The 17,127-nt window shown below is 38.2% G+C and carries 15 protein-coding genes, 4 tRNA genes and 1 pseudogene; 11 read left to right on the top strand and 9 right to left on the bottom strand.

Annotation, left to right across the window (positions count from 1 at the left end; all coding sequences use genetic code 11):
* The first annotated feature begins 69 nt into the window (after positions 1–69).
* Positions 70–636 (top strand): hypothetical protein, encoded by a 567-nt coding sequence (locus DQL14_RS05990; protein ID WP_108169080.1) that lies wholly within the window; start codon positions 70–72, stop codon positions 634–636.
* A gap of 2 nt (positions 637–638) precedes the next feature.
* Here the strand turns inward: DQL14_RS05990 and DQL14_RS05985 are convergent, their stop codons facing one another.
* Together DQL14_RS05985 and recO are read right to left on the bottom strand one after the other, a co-directional pair.
* Positions 639–1,295 carry a CinA family protein gene (locus tag DQL14_RS05985; protein WP_108169079.1) on the bottom strand — a complete coding sequence of 219 codons (657 nt, stop codon included), beginning with the start codon at positions 1,293–1,295 and terminating at the stop codon, positions 639–641.
* Positions 1,296–1,305: 10 nt separating this feature from the next.
* The gene (gene recO, locus DQL14_RS05980; protein WP_162296878.1) at positions 1,306–1,920 is read right to left on the bottom strand and encodes a recombination protein RecO; all 615 of its coding nucleotides are present in this window, start codon (positions 1,918–1,920) and stop codon (positions 1,306–1,308) included.
* 80 nt (positions 1,921–2,000) lie between these two features.
* On the opposite strand from recO, the gene accD reads away from it, so the two are divergent.
* From accD to DQL14_RS05965, 3 genes are read left to right on the top strand one after another with little or no spacing between them, the layout of a single operon-like run.
* Positions 2,001–2,870, top strand: a complete 870-nt coding sequence (gene accD / locus DQL14_RS05975) for an acetyl-CoA carboxylase, carboxyltransferase subunit beta (protein ID WP_000505036.1) — start codon at positions 2,001–2,003, stop codon at positions 2,868–2,870.
* A 13-nt stretch (positions 2,871–2,883) separates the two neighbouring features.
* Positions 2,884–3,336: a 23S rRNA (pseudouridine(1915)-N(3))-methyltransferase RlmH gene (gene rlmH / locus DQL14_RS05970; RefSeq protein WP_108169078.1), complete on the top strand. Its 453-nt coding sequence runs from the start codon at positions 2,884–2,886 to the stop codon at positions 3,334–3,336.
* Between the two features lie 9 nt (positions 3,337–3,345).
* The gene (locus DQL14_RS05965) at positions 3,346–4,359 is read left to right on the top strand and encodes a LapA family protein (RefSeq protein ID WP_108169077.1); all 1,014 of its coding nucleotides are present in this window, start codon (positions 3,346–3,348) and stop codon (positions 4,357–4,359) included.
* 381 nt (positions 4,360–4,740) lie between these two features.
* On the opposite strand, the gene DQL14_RS05960 is transcribed toward DQL14_RS05965, so the two are convergent.
* The 6 genes from DQL14_RS05960 to DQL14_RS05935 form a co-directional block, all read right to left on the bottom strand.
* On the bottom strand, positions 4,741–5,103 hold the full coding sequence (locus DQL14_RS05960) for a hypothetical protein (protein ID WP_108169076.1): 363 nt from the start codon (positions 5,101–5,103) through the stop codon (positions 4,741–4,743).
* A gap of 311 nt (positions 5,104–5,414) precedes the next feature.
* A complete protein-coding gene (locus DQL14_RS05955; RefSeq protein WP_108169075.1) occupies positions 5,415–6,905 on the bottom strand; it encodes a Na+/H+ antiporter NhaC family protein in 1,491 nt (496 codons plus the stop codon).
* Positions 6,906–7,030: 125 nt separating this feature from the next.
* Positions 7,031–7,118 (bottom strand) — tRNA-Ser (locus DQL14_RS05950).
* A gap of 47 nt (positions 7,119–7,165) precedes the next feature.
* Positions 7,166–7,240: transfer RNA gene (locus tag DQL14_RS05945), tRNA-Cys, on the bottom strand.
* Positions 7,241–7,313: 73 nt separating this feature from the next.
* Positions 7,314–7,400: transfer RNA gene (locus DQL14_RS05940), tRNA-Leu, on the bottom strand.
* Between the two features lie 57 nt (positions 7,401–7,457).
* Positions 7,458–7,532: transfer RNA gene (locus tag DQL14_RS05935), tRNA-Gly, on the bottom strand.
* A 315-nt stretch (positions 7,533–7,847) separates the two neighbouring features.
* Between DQL14_RS05935 and DQL14_RS05930 the strand changes: the two genes are divergently transcribed.
* The 7 genes and pseudogenes from DQL14_RS05930 to DQL14_RS08695 form a co-directional block, all read left to right on the top strand.
* Positions 7,848–8,225 (top strand): RidA family protein, encoded by a 378-nt coding sequence (locus DQL14_RS05930; RefSeq protein ID WP_023526383.1) that lies wholly within the window; start codon positions 7,848–7,850, stop codon positions 8,223–8,225.
* A 21-nt stretch (positions 8,226–8,246) separates the two neighbouring features.
* Complete coding sequence (locus tag DQL14_RS05925) at positions 8,247–9,479, top strand: NAD(P)/FAD-dependent oxidoreductase (protein ID WP_108169074.1); 1,233 nt, start codon at positions 8,247–8,249, stop codon at positions 9,477–9,479.
* Between the two features lie 40 nt (positions 9,480–9,519).
* On the top strand, positions 9,520–10,872 hold the full coding sequence (locus tag DQL14_RS05920; protein WP_108169073.1) for an alanine/glycine:cation symporter family protein: 1,353 nt from the start codon (positions 9,520–9,522) through the stop codon (positions 10,870–10,872).
* Between the two features lie 6 nt (positions 10,873–10,878).
* The gene (alr, locus tag DQL14_RS05915) at positions 10,879–12,012 is read left to right on the top strand and encodes an alanine racemase (protein ID WP_108169072.1); all 1,134 of its coding nucleotides are present in this window, start codon (positions 10,879–10,881) and stop codon (positions 12,010–12,012) included.
* A 67-nt stretch (positions 12,013–12,079) separates the two neighbouring features.
* Positions 12,080–12,850: an amino acid ABC transporter substrate-binding protein gene (locus tag DQL14_RS05910; protein ID WP_108169071.1), complete on the top strand. Its 771-nt coding sequence runs from the start codon at positions 12,080–12,082 to the stop codon at positions 12,848–12,850.
* On the top strand, positions 12,834–13,547 hold the full coding sequence (locus DQL14_RS05905; RefSeq protein ID WP_108169947.1) for an amino acid ABC transporter permease: 714 nt from the start codon (positions 12,834–12,836) through the stop codon (positions 13,545–13,547). The genes DQL14_RS05910 and DQL14_RS05905 overlap by 17 nt, the downstream gene beginning before the upstream one ends.
* Positions 13,548–13,609: 62 nt before the next feature.
* Positions 13,610–14,945 (top strand): annotated as a pseudogene (locus DQL14_RS08695) (DUF262 domain-containing protein); the annotation flags it as partial.
* A gap of 820 nt (positions 14,946–15,765) precedes the next feature.
* Here the strand turns inward: DQL14_RS08695 and DQL14_RS05890 are convergent.
* The gene (locus DQL14_RS05890; protein ID WP_108169070.1) at positions 15,766–17,094 is read right to left on the bottom strand and encodes an RNA-guided endonuclease InsQ/TnpB family protein; all 1,329 of its coding nucleotides are present in this window, start codon (positions 17,092–17,094) and stop codon (positions 15,766–15,768) included.
* Positions 17,095–17,127: the final 33 nt, after the last annotated feature.

The raw sequence follows: 17,127 nt of genomic DNA, 5'->3' as shown, positions 1-17,127 counted from the left end.
CCCAATCGCTTTAGCGTTTGGGTGCTTCACCTATAATCAAACCTAAATTAAAGTTTAAGGAGTGGCATTTTGTTTAAAAGAATGGTTTTAATCGCTCTTTTAGGGGTGTTTTCAAGCGTTTCATTAAGCGCTAAGAGTATTTTAAGAGATGATGGGATTTTAGTTTCTGATTTAAAGGGCATGAAATCAGAACTGTCTGATGCTCCTGCTTGGGTTTTTGAAGACGCTAAAGTCCCCTACGAAGAAATGGGAGTGGCGTATATCCCTGTTAATAACAAATATTTAGGGATTGAGCAAGCGACTTTGAACGCTAAATTGAGCCTGATCGTGGTTTTTCATGAAATCATGATGAAGTATAAAAAACGCTTCATTGAGCAATTCCATGAGTCCGAGCAGACGACTACGAGTATCAGCTACGCTGTCTATAATTACCTAGCGACTAAGATCCAGGTATCCAACACCTATACGAATTTAAAATCGGAGGTGGCTGTGGTGAAAATCAAGCTAGTGGGTTGCCAGATTGAGCAAATCAAAAGGTATTTAAAAGCGAGCGTTGAAAACCTTAACGATAATGAAATCGCTTACATCGCTAAGGTCGCTCAAAAAGAATTTGGTAGCGTTTGCGCATTAAGGTAGTTTTATAGCATTCTAGCGAGCATGTTTAAAGCATGCTCTACGCTTTTATTTTGAATGCTTTCTCTGTCCCCTTCAAAAAAACAGCGATCGATTAAAGCTTGAGATCCTAACTTTTGCACACCAATATAAATCGTGCCTACAGGATTAGCCTTGCTCCCCCCATTAGGGCCAGCCACCCCACTCATCGCAAGCGCTAAATCCGCTTTAAAATTCAAAAACACGCCTAGTAGCATTTCTTTCACGCATTCTTCACTATAAACCCCAAAGACTTTTAAAGTCGTGGCATTGACCTTCAATAATTCGCGCTTAACCTCTTCATTGTAACACACAACACCCCCCATAAAAACCGCTGAAGCCCCGCTAATGGAAGTGAATGCATGCGATAACAACCCCCCAGAGCAGCTTTCAGCCACCGCAATTTTTAAACCTAAAGATTTCAAGCGCTCTATTAAAGCGTTTGCGCTTTTTTGGTGATCGTCTAATTCCACAATGTTAGAATTAAAAAGCGTTTTAAGATAAACTCTCGCACGCTCTACATTCTCGCCTTTTAATTCAATGCAATCTTCTTTGACTTGAGCGAGAATGTTTAATCGTTCTAATTCTTTTTCAATCAAAATAAAACCGCTCTCATTATCCATATTCAAAAATTTAAATTTCATTTTTAACCTTTCAAAACCCTAAATTCAGCGTGCGCCATAATTCTTCCACTTCTTCTGTTTCTAAATCAATCGTGCTTTGAGTGCGAAAAAAAGCTTGGATTTTTTCTAAATCCAGGCTTTTAGCTTTCAAGCAAGAGGGGTGTGCTAGAATAAACCCTTGCGCTAAAGCGACAGAACGCTCTAATTTTGCATCGCATAAAAAACAAGAATTGTAACTTTGCAAGCGCCCTTCAAAATTCAAAAGCGTTGCATACATTTCTAAAATCACTCTTAAGGGGTGCTGTTTGGAGAGTTTGTTAGCCCCATCATCTAAAGTGTCAAAATAGACACTATCCAAAGAATGCACGCCCTCTAAATGCCTAAACAAGAGGGCGCAAAAGCGTTGCCAAAAAAACAAGCGCTCCATTTCTCTTTCCCAAATGTAGCCTAAATGCAAAATATTCCTTAGCTTGGGCAAAAATTTATCATCGTTTTCTTCTTCAAAATCAATTTTACGCCCCACATTCAGCACGCTATGGCGTTTGCCATAGAAACGATAGAGAGTTTTGAGCTGGTTTTTGGTTAAAACGCGCACGATCAAATCTTCATCTCTTATGCTTTGTGTTTGTAAAAGAAACCCTTGCATCACTACTCTTAAGATAATTTGGTTTATTATAAGCAAAACTTGGATACAATCCTAATAAAACTGCAAAATTAAGGAAAAACATGGGATTTGCAGATTTCTTTAAAAATTTTAAGATCAATAAATTGCGGACAGCGCCAAGTAAGGAAGAACAGCCAAGCCATTGGGTGAAATGCCCTAAATGTTATGCGTTAATGTATCATAAAGAAGTGTTTGGTAAATACAGCGTGTGTTTGAAATGCCATTACCATTTCCGCATGAAAGCGGCTGAAAGGATTGAATTTTTATGCGATGTGGGGAGTTTTGAAGAGTTTGACAAGCACTTACGGCCTAATGATCCTTTAAATTTCGTGGATAAAGAGAGTTATAAACAACGCATTAAAAAATACGAAAAAAGGACTAACCGCCCAAGCTCAGTGATCAGCGGTGAGGCTAAAATCAACCGCATGCCTTTGCAGATCGTGGTGTTTGATTTCAGCTTTATGGGGGGGAGTTTAGGCTCTGTAGAGGGGGAAAAGATTGTAAGAGCGATCAATCGCGCGGTCGCTAAAAGAGAAGCGTTATTGATTGTTTCAGCGAGTGGGGGGGCCAGGATGCAAGAATCCACTTATTCGCTCATGCAAATGGCTAAAACGAGCGCGGCTTTGAACCGATTGAGTGAGGCCAAACTCCCTTTCATTTCGCTCTTAAGCGATCCCACTTATGGGGGCGTTAGCGCGTCTTTTGCTTTTTTAGGGGATCTCATTATCGCAGAGCCAGGGGCGATGATAGGTTTTGCAGGGCCTAGGGTGATCAAGCAAACTATAGGGGCGGATTTGCCTGAGGGCTTTCAAACGGCGGAATTTTTATTAGAGCATGGTTTGATTGATATGATTGTACACAGGAAGGATTTGAAAAAAACTTTGAGCGATCTCATCGCTATGATGATGCATAAGACTTCAAAGATTTTTTAGAGTTTTAACATTGATGCGTTGCGTGGTGTATTCTATCGCTAAAAGTTCGCCTTTAGAGTTAGTGAAAGTCTATCAAAAGCAATGCAAGCAATTTGATTGCGAGCTGGAATTAGTGGATTTATTCCCTAAAAATACCGCCAACGCTCAAAAAGTTTCTAAAGAACTCGCTCAAAAAAGCTACTCTCTAGCCTTTGAGCCGTATTTAAACCCTAAGGCAAAAAATATTGCCTTACACCCTAAAGCTCAAAGGGGCGATAGCTTTGCGTTTAGTAAAATGTTAGAAAATCATCTTAATATTAATTTTTTTATCGCTGGAGCGTATGGGTTTGAAGAAAATTTTTTAAAGGGTTGTCAAGCTTGGAGTTTGAGCGAGATGACTTTTAGTCATGAAGTGGCTAAAATTGTCTTATGCGAGCAAATCTATAGGGCTTTAAGCATTATTTTTAAGCATCCATACCATAAATAGGAGGTGCGCATGCGTTTTTACATTATCTTTACATTTTTGTTCATTGTGGGTTTTGGCGTGTTTGTTTATAGTATTGATCCGCAAGCGTATGCCTTCAATTTAGGGAGCTACAGCTTTAATTTTCCCATTGCCGTATGGCTTATGGGCGTTTTGGGCATATTCGCTTTTTTTTCATGGGTTTTTTTATTTAAGAACAATCTCAGCCATAAAATCCGCTTATACCATGAAAAAAGGGATTTTGACAAATTGCTCAAACAAATCCTATCCCAAGACACTCAAAAGACTTTTTTAAAAACGAAATTTAAAAGCGATCTCGCTAAAAACCTCTCTCAAATTTTAGCCCGTTATGATTTAAAGGCTGATTTAAACACGCCAAATAGCGGGTGCGAAAAAGTGGACAACCTTTTTAAGCATTACCACAATATAGAAAATAACACCCTTGAGCCTAAAGATCACGCTAAGCATTCGCTAGCTTATGAGCATGCTTATTTTTCTAAACGCTTGAAGGCTTTCATTCATAACGATTTAAAAAACGCCTTTGAAGTTTTAACAAACGCGCAAATCCCTTTGGAATTACGCCGCTACGCTTTTATAGAAATCGCCCAAAAAGGCGACAAAAAAGAGATTTTAAAGGCTTTGAACGCGATGCAAGATAACTTGGATAAAGAGTGCGTGAAATCTTTTTTAAAAGCCTTTTTTGAAAAATCTTTAAACACAGACACTTTAAAAATTTCAGAGCTTTGCAAAAAGGTGGGTTATGACAAGAACGATTATTTGAAGCTCGCGCAAAAAGCACAAAAATTTCTTGTCCCCGATCAATGGTTCCAATTTTTTGAGATTTTAAGCCAAGAAGACGATAAGGCGCAAAAAGCCTTTTTATTCGTGTTGTTAGAATTAGAAATGAACGATCTCGCTAAGGAGCATTTAGCGGTTTTATCTTTTGAAGAATACATGCTTTTAAACGCTTATATGGATTTGAAACAAGAGCATAAAAAAGCCTATAAGTTAGAAGCGTTTTTGTAGGGGGTTTGTTTTGCTTCATGGCTTTAGGGCAGATTAAAAATAGATGGTTGCAAAAAATTCAAGAAATGGGCTAATGGAGTCGCTTTTAACGCCAAATGATAAGAGGAAAGACGCTAATGCTTTAAACCTTGATAAAACTAATCCTAAAAGAAACAACTAAAGCCAAAAATACGCTATAACCCACCATAAAAAGTTTTAGTAACCCGTATTTGATGGAAACAAAGCCTTTTTATTTTTCTTCTACGAATTTTTATCCGTATCTTGAAAACACTCCACTCAATCAATATAAAGAGTTCTAAGAAGATTTAAAAAAAAGGCTAAAAAACAAATTTGTGTTTTTAAAAGATAATAATGGTATTAAAGAATACCCCAAATAACGCTTTAAAAACGCACCACCATAGTGGCCATGTATGAGCCTGATTTGAAGTTGCTAGGAGCACCTTCAGGCAATTTGATATGGAAATACTTTTGACAACCATTGATCGCTTTTTCATAATTTTTAGTGAAAGAATGGTGATGGCGGTTTTCCAAAGGCCCTTTCATGTGCTTGCTCATCAATGCAGAATGCTTTAATTTGACAAACAGAATCAAGTTTTCACCGAACAACGATTTCATCGTGAAAACGAACGCTCGTTTGTAAAATGTCCGTTTGTCAATATCAATCCCAATCATCCCACTTCCAGCCGAATAGACCAAAGGTTTTGAATACAACTTCAGATCATCGCCACTCAAAACGCTTAACAAAATCCCTAAACTTATTAGTGTCCTAACCCCATTTTCTTTCCTTAAGATATAACATTATCCGCATGTTTAACAGATAAGGAAATTTAACTTAAAACACCTTAACGATTGATTAAAAAATTAAAAAAAATGTATTTTTTTAAAAAGCGTTACTCTTTAGAGATTTGTGAAGATTTTTATAATTGTATGGTTATTTTTGAATAACCTTTTTTAATTGATTGATAATGGAATAACTCTTTTTTAATCCAATAGGGATCGCTAAAACCTTATTTTAATTTTAAAAAATGGGATTTTTAAGCTTCTTCAATCAATATTCAAGTTTTTAGATTTTCACCATAAAATTTTTTTAAAAGATAAAACACCCCCACAAGCAAAGCCACACCGATTACAAGAGCGAGCGAGCGCGAATGCATAAAACTTGCCACCCCTAAACTCACCGCGCTGCAAAGCATCGCAATAGTCGCATAAGGGAGTTGTGTGATGAAATGGCTTTGCACCGAACACCCTGCCCCTGCAGCCGATAATATAGTCGTGTCAGAAATGGGGCTTGTGTGATCGCCATAAACCGCGCCTGAGAGGATCGCTGAAACAATCAAAATAATATCGCTTTCATTGGCCATGCCCGCTCCAATGGGCAGCATGATTGCAAACGCTCCCCAGCTTGTGCCGGTAGAAAAAGCGATAAACCCAGAGATTAAAAAAAAGATTAAAGGCATATACACGCCTCCCCCACTATTTAAAAATCCCTTGCTGATGTGGGCCAAGTAAATCCCTGTTTGAGCGTCATCTCTAATCACAGGCCCGATAGCCCAAGCGAGCGTTAAGACTAGTATCGCTGGCCCCACACTCTTAAAGCCATCCAACATGAGTTTAAAAAAGCTCCCTTTTTCTAAAAACTTATAAGCTAAAAGATAAGTAACAATGAGCGAAAACAGCCCCCCATAAAAGAGCGAAAAACTCGCATCAGTGTTTTTTAAGACCACTCCTGTATAAAAAATCAATGATGAAATGGACACGATCAATAATAAAATAGAAAGGGGTAACAGGCTTAAGGGGGCTAGTTTTGAATAGCCTTCTTCTTGTTCGCTATAAAAATCCTTCACGCCTATGTTTTGATACTTCCTCATGCTAGGGAGGTTGATTTGCCATAAAATGGTGAGAAACACCGCAATGAGCGCAAAAATCGCATAATAATTACTGCTTAAGCTTTGCACAAGCACCGAAAAACTATCTTTTAATAAGGGCGAGCTGTCGTTATTCATGATCCCCATAATATACGCCCCCCAGCTAGAAATAGGGACTAATAAGCACACCGGCGCTGAAGTGGAATCTATGATATAAGCCAAGCGTTCTCGTGTGGAGTTATGAGCGTCGTTTAAAGATTTTGAGATTTGCCCCACGGTTAGGGCGTTAAAATAATCATCTACAAAAATAATAATGCCTGAAAAAAAGGCGATAAATTCAGGGGTTTTGGCGTTTTTAGAATATTTTTTAGCTTTTTTGACAAAGTTTTGCACGCTACCGGATTTTAAAATCACTTGGCTTAAGACGCCTAAAAAGATTAAAAACCCAAAAACATAGAGGTTGGAAAGATTGAAATGAAGCCCTTTTTCTGGCTCGTAAGTGTAAAAAACGGAAGTGATTTTATGATAAATATATTCTACAAGTTGAGAAAGGTGTAACGAATGCATTAAAACAGCGCTCACTAAAATGCCTACAAACAACGAGAGTGCGACTCTTTTAGTGAAAACCACCATTAAAATAACGCTAAAAGGAACGATAAGGCTTAACGCTGACAATCCCACCGAATAAAATCCTTTAAACTAATCTTTAAATTTCAATTAAAAGAGACAATCAATATTCACAAAATTCTTTGTTAAAAGAAGAGATGAATTTGCCAAAACAAATCGCTTAAAAGATTTTAATCAAGTGGCCGGGAGAGAGGGATTCGAACCCCCGGAGGTATGACCCTCAACGGTTTTCAAGACCGCCGCTTTCAACCACTCAGCCATCTCCCGCTATTTTCATAAAAGTCCCTTACAAAAGTCCCTAAATGACTACAATATGGAGGCGACACCCGGATTCGAACCGGGGAATCAAGGTTTTGCAGACCCATGCCTTACCACTTGGCTATGTCGCCTTAAATTTAACAATAGCACATCTATTGAGATAACAAAATCAAACCATGTTTAATTTGGTTTAATTTGCAATGATGGTGCCCAAAGCCGGACTTGAACCGGCACGGTATTGCTACCGAGGGATTTTAAGTCCCTTGTGTCTACCAATTCCACCACCTGGGCAAACTAATGGGTAAACTAACTAAATAGAAACCATGCTCTAGAAGTTAAATCAAAATATGGAGCGGGAAACGGGGATCGAACCCGCGGCCCCGACCTTGGCAAGGTCGTGCTCTACCACTGAGCTATTCCCGCACTCTTTATTCAAAAAGACAATTGTTATTGTATCTAAACTCAATAATAAAAGTCAAGGGCTTATGAAAAATTTCAAAACTGATTTTAAAACCAATCAAAAACAGCTAAAACCCCTTTTATTTAAAAAATGAACAATAATGTTTTGAGTTTCCATTCAAACAAAACCCGTTTAAGAATTTCTAAATATGGGTAAAAAATATACAATACCTTATAATAAGATGAAAATTCATGGCGTTTTGCGCTCATTTTTTATTTCTTTTTAATTTGATTGCATAATAATAGTTGGCATGACACATCACCATAGGAGTTTCAATCATGAAAGAAGTCATTCATTCAACACTAGCCCCAAAAGCGATAGGTCCTTATTCTCAAGCTATCGCCACTAACGATCTTGTTTTTGTCTCTGGGCAATTAGGCATTGATGCGAGCACCGGCGAATTTAAAGGCGCAGACATTCACTCTCAAACCACACAGTCAATGGAAAATATCAAAGCGATTTTAAAAGAAGCAGGGTTAGGGATGGATAGCGTGGTTAAAACGACTATTTTATTGAAAAGTTTAGACGATTTTTCGGTGGTGAATGGAATTTATGGGAGTTATTTTAAAGAGCCTTATCCGGCTAGAGCGACCTTTCAAGTGGCTAAACTGCCTAAAGACGCTTTAGTAGAAATTGAAGCGATAGCCATTAGGTAATTTATTAAAGGGGCTATCAGCATGAAAAAAGAAGTCGTGGTCATAGGCGGTGGGATTGTGGGGCTTTCTTGCGCGTATTCTATGCATAAATTAGGGCATAAGGTTTGCGTGATTGAAAAAAGCGATGGCAAAAACGGCACTTCTTTTGGGAATGCCGGGCTCATTTCTGCGTTTAAAAAAGCCCCGCTCTCATGCCCTGGTGTGGTGTTAGACACCTTAAAACTCATGCTCAAAAACCAAGCCCCTTTAAAATTCCATTTTGGGCTTAATTTAAAGCTCTATCAATGGATTTTAAAGTTTATGAAAAGCGCGAACGCCAAATCCACGCACCGCACCATGGCGTTGTTTGAACGCTACGGGTGGCTGAGTATTGATATGTATCATCAAATGCTAAAAGATGGCATGGATTTTTGGTATAAAGAAGACGGGCTTTTAATGATCTACACTCTAGAAGAAAGCTTTGAAAAAAAGCTTAAAACTTGTGATGACAGCGGCGCTTATAAAATCCTTAGTGTGAAAGAAACCAAAGAATACATGCCCGTTGTTAATGACAATATCTGTGGGAGCGTGCTTTTGACCGAAAACGCGCATGTGGATCCGGGCGAAGTGATGCGCTCTTTACAAGAATATCTACAAAATGTTGGCGTGGAGTTCCTTTATAATGAAGAAGTGATCGATTTTGAGTTTAAAAACAACCTTATTGAGGGCGTTATCACGCACAAGGAAAAAATCCAAGCAGAAACAATCATTCTGGCCACTGGGGCTAACCCCACTCTCATTAAAAAAACCAAAAACGATTTTTTAATGATGGGGGCTAAAGGCTATAGCATCACCTTTAAAATGCCTGAAGAATTAAAACCCAAGACTTCTTCTTTATTTGCGGATATTTTCATGGCAATGACCCCACGAAGAGACACCGTTAGGATCACCTCTAAACTGGAATTAAACACCAACAACGCCCTCATTGATAAAGAGCAAATCGCTAACATGAAAAAGAATTTAGCCGCTTTCACGCAGCCTTTTGAAATGAAAGACGCCATAGAGTGGTGCGGTTTCAGACCCTTAACCCCTAATGATATTCCTTATTTGGGCTATGACAAACGCTATAAAAACTTAATCCATGCGACAGGGCTGGGGTGGCTTGGCATCACTTTTGGCCCGGCCATTGGTAAAATCATCGCCAATTTAAGCCAAGACGGAGCGAATGAAAAAAATGCCGATATTATGCTTTTTTCTGCATTTTTTAGGGATTAAGGGATTTCTTTTTTAACCCCTAGTTTATTAAGGAGTTTTTATGGAAACGATTGATTCGGTGGTGCGTTCGTTATCTAATTTGGTGTGGGGGATTCCCATGCAAATTTTATTAGTAGGCACCGGCTTGTTTTTAACCTTTTATCTTAGGGGTTTGCAATTCAGTAAGATCTTTTATGCGATCAAAATCCTTTTTGACAAAGAGTCCCAATCTAAGGGCGACATTTCGCAATTTTCTGCTCTCATGCTCTCTTTAGGAGCGACTGTAGGCATTGGGAGTATCGTAGGCGTAGCGACTGCTATCAGCATTGCAGGGCCAGGAGCGGTGTTTTGGATGTGGGTTACTGGGCTTGTTGGCATGGCGACTAAGTATTCTGAGGGGATTTTAGCGGTGAAATACCGGGAAAAAGGGGCGTTTGGATACAACGGAGGGCCTATGTATTACATCAAAAACGGCCTTAACATGCCCAAACTCGCCATGGCGTTTGCGATTTTTACGATTATTGCAAGCATTGGCACCGGTAACATGACGCAATCTAATGCGGTTTCTTCCATTTTGAGCGAACAAGCGAACTTTCCCACTTGGGTTTCAGGTTTATTGCTCACGATTTTAACCGCTTTCATTGTTATTGGGGGGATTAAATCCATTGGTAAATTCACTTCTTACTTAGCTCCTATTATGGTGCTTTTATACTTGATCGCTATTATTTATATTATTGTTAGCCATTTTGATTTAGCCATTCAAGCGATCAAACTCATTTTTGAAGAAGCCTTTAACCCTAAACCCGTTGTGGGCGGAGCGAGTGGTGCGTTGGTAGCGACGATGATAAAAACGGGCGTGGCTAGAGGGTTGTATTCTAATGAAGCGGGGTTGGGGAGTTCAGCCATTATTGCTGCAAGCGCTCAAACGCGCCACCCGGTGCGTCAAGCCTTAGTGTCCATGCTCCAAACTTTTATTGTAACTTTAATAGTGTGTTCGGCAACAGCGAGCGTGATCTTAATGGCGCCAGAATACAACACCTTGCTCCCTAATGGGGAAAAATTAAGCGCTAATTTGCTCACTCTAAAAAGCACGGAGTATTTTCTAGGCTCGTTAGGGACGGTGGTGATTTTTTTGACCATGATCTTTTTTGCCTACTCTACGATTATTGGTTGGGCTTATTATGGGGAAAAATGCACTGAATACGCCTTTGGTGAAAAAAAAGTGAAATATTACCGCTTGATCTTTTTAGCGAGCGTGATGGTGGGGGCTATGGCTAAAATTGATTTTGTGTGGAATTTAGCGGATCTTTCTAACGGGCTTATGGCTATCCCTAATTTAATCGCTTTGATTTTATTGCATAAGGTGGTTTCTTCAGAAACGCGCTGGTATTTTAGCAAGCATTCTAACAAGTAAGATGGCATGTTAAAAAGGGCGAGTTTTGTAGAAGTGAATAGCGCTTCTTTAAGGCATAATTTTAGCGCAGTCAAAAGCATTGTCCCTAAAGACGCCCACATCATGGCGGTTGTCAAGGCGAACGCTTATGGGGCAGGCGCCATTAAAGCGAGCGAAATTTTCTTACAAGAAGGGGCTAATTATTTAGGGGTAGCGGCCTTAGATGAAGCTTTAGAGTTGCGTTCTCATTTCCCTAAAACCCCCATTTTGATTTTAGGTTATAGCCCTAATGCTAACGCTTCCGTGCTGATTGATAACGATTTGAGCGCTATGGTTTTTAGCCTTGAACAAGCGGAAGTTTTTTCCCAAATGGCTTTAAAATCTCAAAAACGCTTAAAAGTGCATCTCAAAATTGATACCGGCATGCACCGCTTGGGCTTAGAGCCTAATTTTAAAAGCATAGAAACCATTAAAAAAATCCGCGCTTTAAAGGGCTTGGAAGTGGAAGGGATATTCACGCATTTAAGCAACGCTGATGCTAAGATTAAAACCCATGCTAAAAACCAAATGAAAGCCTTTAACGCTTTTTTAGAGCAGCTTTTGGATCAAAAAATAGAGTTTCAATACCGCCATGCTTATAATTCCGCCGGTATCCTTTCTTTGTGTAACGGGAATGAAAATCGTTTGTTAAATCTCTATCGCCCAGGTATCATGCTCTATGGTTTTTACCCCTCTAATGAAATGAAAGAATCATGCCCAACCATCTTGAAAAATGTTATCAGCTTGAAAGCGCAAATTGTTCAAATCAGAAGCGTTAAAAAAGGCGAATTTATTGGCTATGGCGAGCATTTTTATACCAATGAAGAGACTTTAGTGGGCGTTTTAGCTCTAGGGTATGCGGACGGGTTAGCGCGCGCTTTAGGCAATCGCATTCAAGTAGTGATCAATAACCAATTAGCCCCTCTTATTGGCAAGGTGTGCATGGATCAGTGTTTTGTCAAACTCAATGATATTCAAGCTAAAGAGGGCGATGAGGTCATCTTGTTTGGGGATAAAAGCGCTAAGGCTAACGACGCAAGCGAAATCGCTGTGCTTTTAAACACCATTGCTTATGAAACTATCAGCACCCTATCCAAACGCTTGGAGCGCGTTTATATTTAAAATCAAACCATGCAAAATTTTTATTTTGTGTTAGAATGCTCGAAAAAATTTAGGATTAAAATATAAAATGAAAAAAGTTTTATTTTTATTGGTAATAAGCTTTTTTTGGGGTTTTTTGAACGCTTCTAGCTTGTATGAAAAACTGATTAATAAAGAAACGATCAGCGTTGGCACAGAAGGCATTTACCCCCCTTTCACTTACCATAATAAAGAAGGCAAGCTCACCGGCTATGATGTGGAAGTGGCTAGGGAGTTGGCTAAAGAGCTTGGCGTGAAAATCAAATTCCACGAAACTTCATGGGATATCATGCTTACAGGTTTGAAATCGGGGCGTTTTGATATGGTCGCTAACCAGGTGAGTTTGACGACTAAAAAACGCCAAGCGGCTTTTGATAAAAGCTTGCCTTATAGCTATTCAGGCACGATCATGCTCGTTAGGAAAGATGAAAACCGCATTAAAGACATCAAAGACATTAAAGGTTTGAGAGCGGCTAACACTTTAAGCTCCACTTATGGGGAAATCGCTTCCAAATACGACGCTCAAATCGTTTCGGTGGATTCTATGGCGCAAGCTTTGTTGCTGGTGGTGCAAAAACGAGCCGATTTGACCTTAAATAGTTCTTTAGCGATCTTAAACTACCTTAACACCCACAAAAACAACCCCTTTAAAATCGCATGGGAGTCCAAAGAAAAAGATGGGGGCGCTTCCTTTGTTATTAACAAGCACCAAGAAAAAGCCTTAGAGCTTATCAACCAAGCGATGCAAAGATTGATAGATAAAGGGGTTTTAAAACGCTTAGGCGAACAATTTTTTGGAAAAGATGTCAGCCAGCCCTAATCTGTCTTTGTTTTTTGAATCTTTAGATTTGAGCAAGGAGCGTTTGGAATTATTATTAGAGGCTTTCTACCCCATGCTAAAAGCCGCTTTTTGCATTTCTTTGCCTTTAGCGATCATCTCTTTTATTTTGGGCTTATTCATTGCGGTTATGGTGGCTCTCATTAAAATCGCGCCTCCTAAACATTTCATTCATAAGGCTTTATTAGCGGGCGTGAATTTCTATGTTTCGCTCATTAGAGGCACGCCTTTATTGGTCCAAATTGTGGTGGTGTTTTATGGTTTGCCCGCCCTTGGGGTTTATATGGATCCAATCCCGGCAGGCATTATTGCGTTTTCTTTTAATGTGGGGGCATACGCTTCAGAGACTTTAAGGGCGAGCTTTCTTTCTGTCCCTAAAGATCAATGGGATTCAAGCTTGAGTTTGGGTTTGAATTACTTGCAAACCTTTTGGCATGTCATCTTTTTTCAAGCGCTCAAAGTCGCTACGCCAAGCCTGAGTAACACCTTCATCAGCCTTTTTAAAGAAACTTCTTTGGCGTCTGTGGTAACTATCGCAGAGGTTTTTAGAATCGCGCAGCAAAAAGCGAACGCCAGCTATGACTTTCTGCCTATTTATTTGGAAGCCGCTTTGATTTATTGGCTTTTTTGCTTGGTTTTAGAAGCGGTCCAAAAGCGCGTGGAAAAAATCTTAAATTGAGTTGGCTCAATCTAATATTTGATTATAATACAGCCTAAATAATATAAAATAAGGAAATTCGCATGGGTGTGTTTTTGGATAAGAGCATTAAAGATGTGGTAGATGAATTGAATGTCCGTTATTTTTTGCCTGACATTCAGCGTGAATACATGTGGCTCAAAAACGCCGATGAAAAAAAGATAGAGCAACTTTTTGACTCCATTCTTAGGGGCTATCCTATTGGCTCTTTTTTATTTTAGAAATTACAAAGAAAAGATATAGCAACGAGTAACGAACAAGATAATAATAAACTCAATTTCCAACTTTATCAATTCATTGAAAACTACGATGCGCGAAAGCCCCACAATGAAAAAATCCATGTTGAAAAAATTAATGTTGATGATTTGTCTATTGTCCTAGATGGCCAACAGCGTTTAACCTCGCTTTATATCGGGCTTAAAGGCAACGCTTAAGAAAAAGGGGGCTAGATACGATGACCCCAACGCTTATGAAGAGAAGCGTTTGTATTTGAACTTGAAACACCAGCCAAACATGGACAACCCAGAAGACAATTACCAGTTTGAATTTCATGCCAAAAAGCCTGAAAACGATAAAAAACATTGGTGGTTTAAGGTGGGGGATATTTTAGAATTAAAAAATGTTGTAAGTTATACGAGAGAACACAATTTAGGTGGTGAAGAGTCAGCATTACTAGAAAATCTAAAAAATGCTTTTTGCACCGAAAAGCTCATTTCATATTTTGAAGAAACAGAAAAAAATCTTAATAAAGTTTTAAATATCTTTATCCGTGTCAATAGCGGCGGGGTCAAGTTAAGCTATTCTGATTTATTGATGTCTATTTTGACAGCAAGTTTTTCAAGCAATATTAGAGAAAAAATGAATGAGCTAGTGGATATTTTAAAAGATAAAGGTTTTCCAAATGTGGGGAAAGACCAGGTGTTAAAAACTTGCTTGCTTCTCATTGGTAAAGACACTACTTTTGAATTAAAAAATTTTAATAAAAAGAATATCAAAGAGATTGAAGAAAATTGGGAAAAAATTACAGAAAGCATTGATAATGCTACAAAACTATTAGAAACTTTTGGTTATGCAGGCTATTTAGGTTCAGCTTATATTTTATCCAGTTTAGCCTATTTTTATTTTTTAAATTCAAAAATGGATAAAAACGATGAAGAACAAGCCCTAAAATTTGTCCGTAACGCTCAAATCACGAGTTATTTCACTCCTTCAACGGATACAAAATTAAACAACATAGCCAATAGCATGAAAGATGTGCAAACTTTTGAATCATTCAACCATAATTTAGCCAAACACCAAACAAGCCCTTTAAAAATCACTAACGATGCGATAGAAGAAATGATGCGTTTTAGTAACCATGCTTTAATCTTTCCTATCTTACTATATTCAGCCACGAGCAATCTAATCATCTCATGTTTTTTCTTTAAATCACAGAACGCATTTATCTCATAGTATAATGAGCCTTTAGTAACCGACTTAATCGTATAATCAAAATATTTAGGACTTGTCAGCACTATATTTTCAAATTTAGTCAATATTTCATTATTCGCTTGTATTTGCTTATTATTAGCGTTTTTAACCGTGGGTGTTATGGTAGGGTTAGGCTTATCTTTATTTAGCCTTTTAATGGCATTTTTAAAGCGAATAAGGGCATCGTTTTCTTTAAATGGCACAGGCGTTTCAGCTTGATTAGATTTAACTTCACTAATCATAGGCTTATCTTGTTTAATAAAGCCATTTAATAGCAAATAATCCATAAAGTAATCATAGTCTTTGATATTGACAAAGAAGCCACCTTTATTGTCTACATCATCAAACCACGCTTTATAATAAGCGCCATCTTTATCTATCCTAGCTAACCTTACAAGCTTATCATCTTTTTTATAAGTTAAGTTAATAAGGCAATCTAGCGAGCGAGTGTTAGTGGCTTTAGTAGTGGTGGGAGTGGTAATATTAGCTTGTTTAGTGGCGTCTTGTTTTATTTCTTTAAAATTAAAACGCAAAGCCGAGATGCGCCTAGCATCAATCCCTTTTTTTTCTTTTATAATTTCAACTTCATAACCGATGCTATGTAAGGCTTTAATCATTCTTTTAAACTTAATGCCCAAGTTACAACTATCGCTAGTATTCACACCTAGAACAGGTGAAACCACCCCTTGCTAAAGCAAGGAGCTTCCTAACTAAAGCATTCCATTGAATGCTAACACGAAAGGCTTTGTTCTTTATAGTCTGCATGGATATTTCCTACCCCAAAAAGACTTAACCCTTTGCTTAAAATATTGTTCGCAGCGTTGATGTCCCTGTGTTCTTTATACCCACAATCAGAACACCAATATTGCCTGTGATTTAGTTTAAGCTTGGGGTTGATGCTCCCACAATTACAGCAAGTTTTGCTAGTGTATTGTGGGGGAACTTTCACTAACAATCTGCCATTATGCTGTTGTTTGTAGTCTAAAAAGAAGATGATTTGATAGAATGAAGCGTTGAGAATAGATTTATTAAGCCCACTCTTTTGTTTAACATTTTTGAGTTTGGCTCTTTTAGTCATGTTCTTTACTTGCAAGTCTTCAACTGCTATCCATTCAAATTGCTTTGAAAGTTCGCTTGTGATTTTATGGTATCGGTCTGTTTTTTGATGACTAGACCTGTCAAAGGCTTGGTTTAATTTCTTTTGCGTTTTGTAAAAATTACCTCCTAATTTGGTTTTGTTTTGTTTGGATTTTAAAACCCTACGGCTCTGTTTTCTTTGCAATCTTTTAAATTTTTCAGAGTATTTTTTTAAAGAATACAATTTGGAACAAGTGGGGATAAATCGTTTTGGATCTGTTTTTTCATCTATTTCTAATCCTAGCAATTCTTTCATGTCTTGAATATAGCGCTTAAAGTCAGTGAGTTTTTCATGGTTATTCACGCCACAAGAACACGCTATATCAAGAACATTCAAATCTAGCCCCACACAATCTTTAGGGTTTTTGATGGCAGTAATGTTTTGTTCGTATTCCACGCTAAAGCTAACGAAATATTTTCTGTGGCTGCAAGAGATTGTAATTTGCTTGATTTTAGCGTTAGGGGGGAAGTCTCTGTGCATGCGCATGAATAAAGGCATTTTCATCAGAGTGAATACCTTGAAGCGCTCATCATCACTCTCTTTGATAGAGAAGCCTTGATTACTCCACGAAAAAGATTGTTTGGCGAATTTAGAGTTCTTGAATTTAGGAAAACCCCTATCTTTAATTTTTAAAGCGTCTTTAAAAGCCCTTTCAACATTCATGCGTGATTGTTGGGCTATCACACTACTAAAGGGTAAATCCCTAGCTCTTAGGCATTGTTTGATCGCATGATCTAGCTCGCTTGATTTTTTGTATTTTTTTTCTTTAGGTGGTAAATCTTTGTTGTTTTGATATTGCTTTTGCAATTCATTCAAGCCAATATTATAAGCTTGGTTATAGACAAAAAAACAATGTTGCAGTTTGCTTTCTTGTTCTTTAGTGGGATACAAGCGGAATTTAAAACCCTTATTGACTTTCATAGAAGTATTTTAACATCTTTTAGTTAAAATAGG

Source organism: Helicobacter pylori NCTC 11637 = CCUG 17874 = ATCC 43504 = JCM 12093, from assembly GCF_900478295.1.
GTDB lineage: Bacteria > Campylobacterota > Campylobacteria > Campylobacterales > Helicobacteraceae > Helicobacter > Helicobacter pylori.
This window is presented reverse-complemented; position numbering and strand designations above follow the sequence as displayed.

Bases quoted from the DNA above. Each gene is read 5' to 3' on its own strand.
- rlmH (WP_108169078.1), top strand. From the start codon at position 2,884: ATGCGTTGCGTGGTGTATTCTATCGCTAAAAGTTCGCCTTTAGAGTTA.
- DQL14_RS05910 (WP_108169071.1), top strand. From the start codon at position 12,080: ATGAAAAAAGTTTTATTTTTATTGGTAATAAGCTTTTTTTGGGGTTTT.
- accD (WP_000505036.1), top strand. From the start codon at position 2,001: ATGGGATTTGCAGATTTCTTTAAAAATTTTAAGATCAATAAATTGCGG.
- DQL14_RS05905 (WP_108169947.1), top strand. From the start codon at position 12,834: ATGTCAGCCAGCCCTAATCTGTCTTTGTTTTTTGAATCTTTAGATTTG.
- DQL14_RS05920 (WP_108169073.1), top strand. From the start codon at position 9,520: ATGGAAACGATTGATTCGGTGGTGCGTTCGTTATCTAATTTGGTGTGG.
- recO (WP_162296878.1), bottom strand. From the start codon at position 1,920: ATGCAAGGGTTTCTTTTACAAACACAAAGCATAAGAGATGAAGATTTG.
- DQL14_RS05930 (WP_023526383.1), top strand. From the start codon at position 7,848: ATGAAAGAAGTCATTCATTCAACACTAGCCCCAAAAGCGATAGGTCCT.
- DQL14_RS05925 (WP_108169074.1), top strand. From the start codon at position 8,247: ATGAAAAAAGAAGTCGTGGTCATAGGCGGTGGGATTGTGGGGCTTTCT.
- DQL14_RS05965 (WP_108169077.1), top strand. From the start codon at position 3,346: ATGCGTTTTTACATTATCTTTACATTTTTGTTCATTGTGGGTTTTGGC.
- DQL14_RS05985 (WP_108169079.1), bottom strand. From the start codon at position 1,295: ATGAAATTTAAATTTTTGAATATGGATAATGAGAGCGGTTTTATTTTG.
- DQL14_RS05890 (WP_108169070.1), bottom strand. From the start codon at position 17,094: ATGAAAGTCAATAAGGGTTTTAAATTCCGCTTGTATCCCACTAAAGAA.
- alr (WP_108169072.1), top strand. From the start codon at position 10,879: ATGTTAAAAAGGGCGAGTTTTGTAGAAGTGAATAGCGCTTCTTTAAGG.